Origin of the sequence: Vibrio sp. D420a (assembly GCF_030248625.1) — a bacterium.
Taxonomy (GTDB): Bacteria; Pseudomonadota; Gammaproteobacteria; order Enterobacterales; family Vibrionaceae; genus Vibrio; species Vibrio fortis_A.
The window spans coordinates 1-8,829 of record NZ_JAHGAN010000070.1; the positions used below are offsets into that span (position 1 = coordinate 1).

Genomic DNA, 8,829 nt, shown 5'->3' on the forward strand with positions numbered 1-8,829 from the left:
TCTCGAATCTCGAATCTCGACCCTAGCTTTTCTCTCTCAAACGCCAGCCGATTACTAAACTCAATAGCACCCAAACGTAAAGTGGCCACGTGCCTACAATACGATAAGGTGTTTGACCATCGGTAGAGATAAGCTCAGCCTTTAACACTGCTGTCTCGAACTGAGGCACTTGCTCAACGATTTTGCCTTTGTGGTCAGTTACCGCCGTCACACCGTTATTAGTCGAGCGAATAACTGGCTTACCAAGCTCTAGAGCACGCATTTGCGCGATCTCCATATGCTGAAGTGGACCAATTGAACTGCCAAACCACGCATCGTTAGAGAGCGTTAAAATGAAGTCTGTCTCTTCGGTCACGTTCTGACGAACCTGATCATTGAAGATGATTTCGTAACACAGTGCAGGTGCTAGGTGGCGGCCATTCGCCGCGATGTTTGGCTGAATGAAATCACCGCGACTAAACGACGACATTGGCAAGTTGAAGAACGGCGCCAGTGGACGCAAGATGTCTTCAAACGGCACAAACTCACCAAACGGAAGTAGGTGGTGTTTGTGGTAGCGCTCACTTGGGTCGTAGCTGTACTCCCCATATGGATTTACCCCAAGAGAGAGAATACTGTTGTAGTACTTTTTGTCTTCCGATTGATTGAGCACACCAGTGATGATCGAGCTGTTATTCATCTTCGCCGCGCTATCAAGGTTGCGAAGGAAGGATGGTATCTCAACCTCAAATGCTGGGATTGCGGCTTCTGGCCAGATGATGATATCTGCACCCCAGTTATCACGGCTCATGTCTGTGTACTTCATCATGGTCGGCCAACGCTGGCTTGGTAACCATTTTAAGTCTTGGTCGACGTTCCCCTGAATGAGTACGACTGATGTGGTTTTGTCTGGATTCGGTGTCACCCAGTCAATGTTTCGAATGCCAAAACCTGCACTCAATAAAACCACAGGAATCAACCCCACGCTCCAGGCTCGATTAATCGCCGTATAAGCCAGTGCACTCGCCGAAACGATAACGGCTAGGGTAATCAGTTCCACACCACCAATCGGTGCAAATGAGCCAAAAGGAGACTCTATTTGGCTATAGCCAAGCCATAACCACGGGAAACCTGTCATAACCCAGCCGCGCAGCCAATCTGTCACTAACCATAAGGCAGGTGCAGCAAGGAAAAAGCGAGTGAGGTTATTGTTAGGGAAGAAGCGGTTGAGTACCCACGCGAATAGACCCGTATAAATGGCGAGGTATCCAATAAGCAAGCCCATTAGGAATAGGTTAGCGGCTAGTGGCATGCCTCCAAACCCGTCAATACTGACGTAGACCCAGCTGATGCCAGTAGCAAACTGACCAAAGCCCCACGCGTAACCTGTCCACAGTGCACTCTTGGTGCTTTGCTTGTGCAATAGGATTAACAGAATAGCTGGGCTGAGAATGGCGATAGGCCAGAAGGAGTAGGGAGCGAACGCAAGGGTTGTGATAGCGCCAACAAAAACGGCCGCAAGCGGCCGTAGTAGGCGATGAATAAATGGTTTAGTCATCTAAATTATGTCATCTCTTTAGAGAGAAGTTGTTATTCTTCGATAGTTGGAAGAGGTTGCTCGTCTGGGATAGTCACCTGTAATTGAATCACACGGCGGTTATCTGCAGAGGTCACTTTGAAATGGTAGTTTTCAATTTCTACAATTTCACCGCGAGTCGGCAGGTGCCCAAAGGCTGTCATCACCATACCACCAACAGTATCTACTTCGTCGTCACTAAAGCTGGTTCCAAATGTGTCATTGAACTCTTCAATAGTGGTTAAAGCTTTTACTGAGAAGGTATGCTTGCTCAGCTTACGAATGTCTAACTCTTCTTCATCGTCGAACTCGTCTTCAATTTCACCAACGATTTCTTCGAGGATATCTTCAATGGTTACAAGACCCGATACACCGCCGAACTCATCGACAACGATAGACATGTGGTAACGCTCTTCACGGAACTCCTTGAGTAGGCGGTCAACACGCTTACTTTCTGGAACAACAACCGCAGGGCGAATCACTTGCTCAATGTCGAATGGGGCGCTGTCTGAGCCCAAATACTTAAGTAGGTCCTTCGCTAAAAGAATGCCCTCTACATGGTCTTTATCTTCACTGATCACTGGGTAGCGAGAGTGTTGAGCATCAGTAATCAACGCAATCAATGTATCTAAGTCATCGGTGCGTTCAACTGTGACCATTTGAGAACGCGGTAGCATGATGTCACGCACGCGCATCTCAGAGATTTCCATTACACCCTCAAGCATGTCGCGAGTGTCATGGTCAATTAGGTCATTAATTTCAGAGTCGCGGATTACATCTACGAGCTCTTGGCGGTCTTTTACCTCGCCTTGAAATAGTTGGCCTAGGCGTTCAAAGAAGGACTTTCTACTCGGACCTTCAGATTTTTTACTTCCCTCAGAAGTGGGGGGGTTACCTTCGTTCATGATTTCTCAAAAAATAACGCTATCAGAAGTGTGATAGCACACATAACAACTCAGATACCAATAGTGTTTCAAGGTTCGTGGAGCTGCTGTTTCTCTGCAATCTATCTTCCTAGAATCGGTTTACTTTTCTAGGATGTAAGGGTCTTCGTACCCCATAGCTTGCATGATTTCTGTCTCGAGTGACTCCATCTCTTCAGCTTCATCATCTTCGATATGATCATAACCTAGCAGATGCAGACTGCCATGTACAACCATATGAGCCCAGTGTGCTAACAGAGGCTTGTTTTGCTCTGCTGCTTCTTTTTCTACCACTTGGCGACAAATGATGAGATCACCTAAAAGATCGAGCTCAATGCCCGGAGGCGCCTCGAACGGGAAAGACAACACATTGGTTGGCTTGTCTTTTCCGCGATACTCATGATTCAGCTGGTGGCTCTCTTCCGTATCAACGATACGAATGGTCAGTTCCGCATTCTCTTGGAATTGTGGAATGGTTTTATCCAACCATTGCTGAATGTCTTGCTCAGTCGGTAAGCCTTGTTCATCTTCGACTGCTAATTGCAGGTCTAGTTCAATAGACATCTATTTATCACCTTGTTCTGCAACGACAGAGCTATTTTGTGTTGCTAATTGTTTCTCAGCTGGCTGTTGAGCCTCAAGCAGTTTGGCCTCACGCTCTTCACGCTTACGACGTTCAAACTCTTTACGCTCTTTTTGGTCTTTCGCTTCCCATTTCTCATACGCGTTAACGATACGAGCAACAACTGGGTGACGAACCACGTCTTCAGACATGAAGAAGTTAAAGCTGATGTCATCGACTTCGCTCAGTACTTCTGTTGCATGACGTAGACCAGACTTCGCACCACGAGGTAAATCGATTTGGGTGATATCACCCGTGATTACCGCTCGCGAGTTGAAGCCAATACGAGTCAGGAACATTTTCATCTGTTCAACAGTCGTGTTCTGGCTTTCATCAAGAATAATGAAGGCATCGTTCAGAGTACGACCACGCATGTACGCAAGAGGTGCAACCTCAATCACGTTACGCTCAATCAGTTTCTCAACACGTTCAAAACCCAGCATCTCGAACAGTGCGTCATAAAGAGGACGCAAGTAAGGATCGACTTTCTGGCTTAAGTCACCTGGAAGAAAGCCGAGTTTCTCGCCAGCTTCAACTGCTGGACGTGTTAGTAGAATACGACGGATTTCTTGGCGCTCAAGTGCATCTACTGCTGCTGCCACCGCTAGGTAAGTCTTACCTGTACCTGCAGGACCAATACCAAAGCTGATGTCATGAGTGACCATGTTCATTAGGTATTGCGCTTGGTTTGGCGTACGTGGCTTAATCACGCCTTTCTTAGTCTTGATGAACACTTCTTTGCCGTGCTCAATACTTGACTCAGTTGTTTGTTCTAAGACACCTGACTCTTTAATCGCCAGATGGATTTGCTCTGGTTCGATATCTGGAATATTACCTTTCACCGGAGCAGACTCAACATACAGACGCTTAACGATCTCAAGCGCAGCTGCAGCCGTGTGAGGCTTGCCGACGATAGTGAAAAAGTTGCTGCGGTAGTTGATCTCGACACCTAAACGGCGTTCGAGGTGTTTAATGTTGTCATCGAATGGGCCACATAGGCTTGCAAGGCGACGGTTATCTGCTGGTTCTAGATTGATCTCTAGGGTAACGATTTTATTGCTCAAATTAGCCTCTCATTTTGTGCCACCCACTCTTTTTCAATAAACAAAGAGCAAGAAGCCCGATTGGGACCGGGCTTCTAGTGGCGATTTCCCTATTTCTAAGATGGTCACTTAGTTAGGTAATTTCAAGCTTTGTAGTTCAGCTTTGTGCTGAATCTAGATGTTTCGCTTACGGCGTAAATGTTGCTACACCTAGCTCGTCTTCACGTTTGGTGTTCGCCATCATCTGAGTTGGAGAGATGATAGTACGTAGGTCCATGTCTTTTTCTGTACGAACCAGTTCACCACGTAGAGAGTTAGCGAATACATCAGTGATCTTCACATCAACGAATTGACCGATAAGGTCTGCACTGCCTTCGAAGTTAACAACACGGTTGTTTTCAGTACGCGCGCGAAGCTCCATTAGGTTCTTCTTAGACGGACCTTCCACAAGAACGCGTTGTTCTGTATCAAGCATCAGACGCGAGTAGCGCATTGCTTGAGAGTTAACCACTTGTTGTAGTTCGTATAGACGCTCTTTTTTCTCTTGCTCAGGCACGTCACATGGGTAATCTGCAGCAGGTGTACCTGGACGAGGAGAGAAGATAAAGCTGAAGCTCATATCGAAATCTACGTCTTTGATCAGTTTCATCGTTGCTTGGTGATCCATTGCTGTTTCACCTGGGAAGCCAACAATAAAGTCAGAACTGATTTGAATATCAGGACGAGCTTTACGTAGCTTACGAATGATCGACTTGTATTCGATAGCTGTGTGAGGGCGCTTCATCATCGTTAGGATGCGGTCACTACCACTTTGTACTGGTAGGTGCAGGAAGCTCACAAGCTCTGGCGTATCTTCGTATACAGCGATGATATCGTCAGTAAACTCAAGTGGGTGGCTCGTTGTGAAACGGATACGGTCGATACCATCGATAGAAGCTACAAGGCGAAGTAGCTCTGCAAATGAACAGATGTCGCCTTCGTGCGTTGGACCACGGTACGCGTTTACGTTTTGGCCTAGTAGGTTTACTTCACGTACACCTTGGTCTGCAAGTTGTGCGATTTCAAATAGCACGTCATCCATTGGACGGCTAACTTCTTCACCACGAGTGTAAGGTACAACACAGTAAGTACAGTACTTAGAACAGCCTTCCATGATAGAAACGAATGCTGTTGCACCTTCAGCGCGTGGTTCTGGTAGACGGTCAAATTTCTCGATCTCTGGGAAAGAGATGTCCATTACTGGCGCTTCATCGCTCAGAGATTGTTTGATCATCTCTGGTAGGCGGTGCAGTGTTTGGGGGCCAAAGATTACGTCAACGTATGGCGCACGCTCACGAATGTGGTCGCCTTCTTGAGTCGCTACACAGCCACCCACACCGATCACAACACCGTCTTTTTTGTCTTTTAGCGTTTTCCAACGACCAAGCTGGTGGAATACTTTCTCTTGCGCTTTTTCGCGGATAGAACAGGTATTCAGTAGTAGTACATCTGCTTCCTCAGGTACTTCTGTTAGCTCATAGCCATTTGCGGCATTTAGCAGGTCAGCCATTTTTGATGAATCGTATTCATTCATCTGGCAGCCCCAAGTTTTAATTAGCAGTTTCTTACTCATGTTTTGTTCGCTCGATCGTTAGTTTAATTTAAGGGAGCAAATCGCCCAGTGTTAATCCGCGGTTATGGTCTCTATTATAGCTTCTAAATATGGCTAAAATAGCTCTACCCTAACAGCAAGCGGCGTATTGTACTGGTTTCAAAACCGACTGACTAGTGGTCTAGCAAAATCTCTTATGTAGTGGTTTTTATTCTCGTTGAGATTGTTAGTTATTTCGAGAAACACTATACGCAGCAAGGGATTGTCCATTTTGAGATTAAGGTTTTTGGTTACAAGTAAGTTGTGAAAACGTACAATCAAAAACAGTCATTGAATCAAACTGATAAGTACAAAATATGAACAGTTACGATATTGTGGTAGTCGGCGGTGGTATGGTTGGTGCAGCAACCGCTATCGGATTTGCGCAGCAAGGTATGCGTGTCGCGGTGATCGAGGGATTTGCCCCGCAAGCTTTCGAAAAGACACAACCTATGGACATTCGTGTCTCTGCGATCTCTCAAGCCTCGGTGGATCTGTTAGATTCGCTAGGTGCTTGGGATGCAATCGAGAATATGCGAGTTTGCACGTATAAACGCTTAGAGACTTGGGAACATCCAGAGTGCCGTACGCGATTTGACGCTGCATCTTTAGAGTTACCTCGACTAGGCTATATCGTTGAAAACCGCCTTATCCAACTTGGGTTGTGGGCGCAGTTTGAACGCTATGACAATATTGAACTGTTATGCCCAGAAAAGCTCGATACCATTGAGTTTGGTGAAACGAACACTGTGGTGTTGCAGTCGGGCTTGCGTCTATCAGCTAAATGGGTTGTTGGTGCAGACGGCGCGAATTCGGCTGTTCGTCAGCAAGCGGGAATTGGTATCACGGCTTGGGATTACCGCCAACACTGTATGCTGATCAATGTCGAAACGGAGCTTCCTCAGCAAGACATTACTTGGCAGCAATTTCTACCAAGTGGCCCTCGTTCTTTTTTACCTTTGGCGTCGCTTACTGAAGAGGGTAAGGAAGTGGGGCAAGGCTCTTTGGTTTGGTACGACAAGCCGTCACGTATTAAGCAATTGTCAGCAATGAATCCAGAGAAGCTGCGTGCAGAAGTGTTAAGTCACTTCCCTGCGGAGTTGGGTGATATTAAAGTGCTTCAATCGGGCTCTTTCCCATTAACCCGTCGACATGCTCAGCGTTACGCTCAGAACAACTGTATCTTGGTCGGAGATTCTGCACACACCATCAATCCTCTGGCTGGTCAAGGAGTTAACCTAGGCTTTAAAGATGTGGCAGCTCTAATCAGCCTGACCAAAGAGCAGGGTGAGTTAACAGACTCTGTCGCAAGAAGCTACGAGGTTAAAAGAAGAGGGGATAACCTCATCATGCAGAGTGGTATGGACTTCTTCTACAAAACGTTTAGCAATGATCTTGGCCCACTTAAGTTTGTTCGCAATGCCGCATTAAAGCTTGCAGAGAACTCTGGACCAATTAAAAACCAAGTATTGAAGTACGCTTTGGGGCTGTAGTTTATAGTCTCGTACAGCTAAAAAAGTAAAGGAGAGCCAATGCTCTCCTTTTTGATATCTGCTACTCACTATACTTGTTGTGTTACACAAACCGGCGAACCTACTTCCAAAGAATGACCGCTGTAGTTTAAAGAGCCGTCTAGTTTATTGCGTTTGAAAGAGGTGAGATTGTTGGAGTGTTGATTTGCCGTGATTAGCCACTCTCCATCATCGGTAATATGAAAATCACGAGGGAAGCTGCCTTCAGTACGATAGCTATCTACGAAAACCGGCTTTTGATTCACTGGGTCGAGTTTAAAGTGACTGATCTTTGATTGATGTCGGCAAGAGACATAAAGATGCTGCTCATCTGGCGATAGCTTGATCGCTGCGGCCGCTTCTCCTTTTTCTGTATTAGGAAGCGCATCCATTTCCTCGACAATATGCCAACGTCCAACGGTCTTCTCTAGCATTAGAATCGTTTCAGATAGCTCACAGACAGCATAGGCTTTGTCTTCAGACTTATTGAAAACCATATGACGAGGCCCATTGCCCGCAGGAACTTGAATAGATTGCACTGGCTGTTCCAAAAACTCCTCTTGCTCCTCATCGAAGCAGTAGAAGTTGATGCGATCGGCACCAAGATCAACGGTGACAAACTGTGGCGAGTGCGTTAAGAACAGCGACTGATGAGCATGTGGCCCTGTTTGCCTATCTTGGTTAGGGCCTGAACCTGACATTTTTAGTGTTTTAATTCGTTTATCGATGTTGCCATTGATACCCAAACTAAAAATATCGAATGTGCCGGAAGAGTATTGAGAGGTGATGGCAAACTTATGGTTAGGATCTATCGAGATATGGCAAGGGTGACCCCCCAATATGTACCCAGAGTTGGATGGGACGTTTGAATCTGTCTCTGAGACGTGAAATAGCTGAGGTTGGGACTGTTGGTCGATTTCAGATGCGGTATAGATGCCCAGCTTTGTAGAGACAACAAAAGAGGGGTTAATGCACTTTGCGATCAGTTGTGGAGGGTTCAGCTTACCTGTTTCCAGATCTAACTGAGTTTGATATACACCTTGGCTTCCATTTGGATCTTCTGTGTAGCAACCGATGGTTAAAGGGAGAGTTCTCATAGCGCTGTCATACTCGATGTAAAAGTGGAGCCGACATTGTCTTATAAAAAGATAACTAAGTGCTGAATCTAGGGGAAATACTTGGTGATGTGGTTAGCAGATTTGTATATTTCAGATAAAAGAAAACCCAGCTAAAAAGCTGGGTCTCTAATGATGGTGCGGAAGGAGAGACTTGAACTCTCACACCTTGCGGCGCCAGAACCTAAATCTGGTGCGTCTACCAATTCCGCCACTTCCGCATCAATTTTTTAGTTAGAGAGATGATTGGTGAATCTCAATAACGTTGTATTTGATTGTTTCACGTGTCAATCACACACTCTTCGTTTCCGAAGAAGAATAATGGTGCGGAAGGAGAGACTTGAACTCTCACACCTTGCGGCGCCAGAACCTAAATCTGGTGCGTCTACCAATTCCGCCACTTCCGCAAAAATTCTGTAGTCATACCGAT

The 8,829-nt window shown here is 46.1% G+C and carries 7 protein-coding genes and 2 tRNA genes; 1 reads left to right on the forward strand and 8 read right to left on the reverse strand.

Annotation, left to right across the window (positions count from 1 at the left end; all coding sequences use genetic code 11):
* Positions 1-22 precede the first annotated feature (22 nt).
* The 5 genes from lnt to miaB form a co-directional block, all read right to left on the reverse strand.
* Positions 23-1,537 (reverse strand): apolipoprotein N-acyltransferase, encoded by a 1,515-nt coding sequence (gene lnt, locus KI743_RS23570; RefSeq protein ID WP_285468493.1) that lies wholly within the window; start codon positions 1,535-1,537, stop codon positions 23-25.
* Between the two features lie 32 nt (positions 1,538-1,569).
* The gene (gene corC, locus KI743_RS23575; RefSeq protein WP_032551450.1) at positions 1,570-2,460 is read right to left on the reverse strand and encodes a CNNM family magnesium/cobalt transport protein CorC; all 891 of its coding nucleotides are present in this window, start codon (positions 2,458-2,460) and stop codon (positions 1,570-1,572) included.
* 120 nt (positions 2,461-2,580) lie between these two features.
* Positions 2,581-3,042 carry an rRNA maturation RNase YbeY gene (ybeY, locus tag KI743_RS23580; protein ID WP_285468495.1) on the reverse strand — a complete coding sequence of 154 codons (462 nt, stop codon included), beginning with the start codon at positions 3,040-3,042 and terminating at the stop codon, positions 2,581-2,583.
* Positions 3,043-4,164 carry a PhoH family protein gene (locus KI743_RS23585; protein ID WP_032551452.1) on the reverse strand — a complete coding sequence of 374 codons (1,122 nt, stop codon included), beginning with the start codon at positions 4,162-4,164 and terminating at the stop codon, positions 3,043-3,045.
* 166 nt (positions 4,165-4,330) lie between these two features.
* The gene (miaB, locus tag KI743_RS23590; RefSeq protein WP_150871337.1) at positions 4,331-5,755 is read right to left on the reverse strand and encodes a tRNA (N6-isopentenyl adenosine(37)-C2)-methylthiotransferase MiaB; all 1,425 of its coding nucleotides are present in this window, start codon (positions 5,753-5,755) and stop codon (positions 4,331-4,333) included.
* Between the two features lie 335 nt (positions 5,756-6,090).
* Here miaB and KI743_RS23595 point away from each other — a divergent pair, with 335 nt between their 5' ends.
* A complete protein-coding gene (locus KI743_RS23595; RefSeq protein WP_285468500.1) occupies positions 6,091-7,266 on the forward strand; it encodes a 2-octaprenyl-3-methyl-6-methoxy-1,4-benzoquinol hydroxylase in 1,176 nt (391 codons plus the stop codon).
* 68 nt (positions 7,267-7,334) lie between these two features.
* Here KI743_RS23595 and KI743_RS23600 read toward each other — a convergent pair whose 3' ends face one another.
* The 3 genes from KI743_RS23600 to KI743_RS23610 all read right to left on the reverse strand — a co-directional run bounded on the left by KI743_RS23600 (position 7,335) and on the right by KI743_RS23610 (position 8,806).
* Complete coding sequence (locus KI743_RS23600; RefSeq protein WP_285468502.1) at positions 7,335-8,381, reverse strand: lactonase family protein; 1,047 nt, start codon at positions 8,379-8,381, stop codon at positions 7,335-7,337.
* Positions 8,382-8,535: 154 nt separating this feature from the next.
* Positions 8,536-8,620: transfer RNA gene (locus KI743_RS23605), tRNA-Leu, on the reverse strand.
* 101 nt (positions 8,621-8,721) lie between these two features.
* Positions 8,722-8,806 (reverse strand) — tRNA-Leu (locus tag KI743_RS23610).
* Positions 8,807-8,829: the final 23 nt, after the last annotated feature.

What these genes read in the sequence shown, in the direction of transcription:
- ybeY (WP_285468495.1), bottom strand. Translation starts at nt 3,042, where the DNA reads ATGTCTATTGAACTAGACCTGCAATTAGCAGTCGAAGATGAACAAGGC.
- KI743_RS23595 (WP_285468500.1), top strand. Translation starts at nt 6,091, where the DNA reads ATGAACAGTTACGATATTGTGGTAGTCGGCGGTGGTATGGTTGGTGCA.
- lnt (WP_285468493.1), bottom strand. Translation starts at nt 1,537, where the DNA reads ATGACTAAACCATTTATTCATCGCCTACTACGGCCGCTTGCGGCCGTT.
- miaB (WP_150871337.1), bottom strand. Translation starts at nt 5,755, where the DNA reads ATGAGTAAGAAACTGCTAATTAAAACTTGGGGCTGCCAGATGAATGAA.
- corC (WP_032551450.1), bottom strand. Translation starts at nt 2,460, where the DNA reads ATGAACGAAGGTAACCCCCCCACTTCTGAGGGAAGTAAAAAATCTGAA.
- KI743_RS23600 (WP_285468502.1), bottom strand. Translation starts at nt 8,381, where the DNA reads ATGAGAACTCTCCCTTTAACCATCGGTTGCTACACAGAAGATCCAAAT.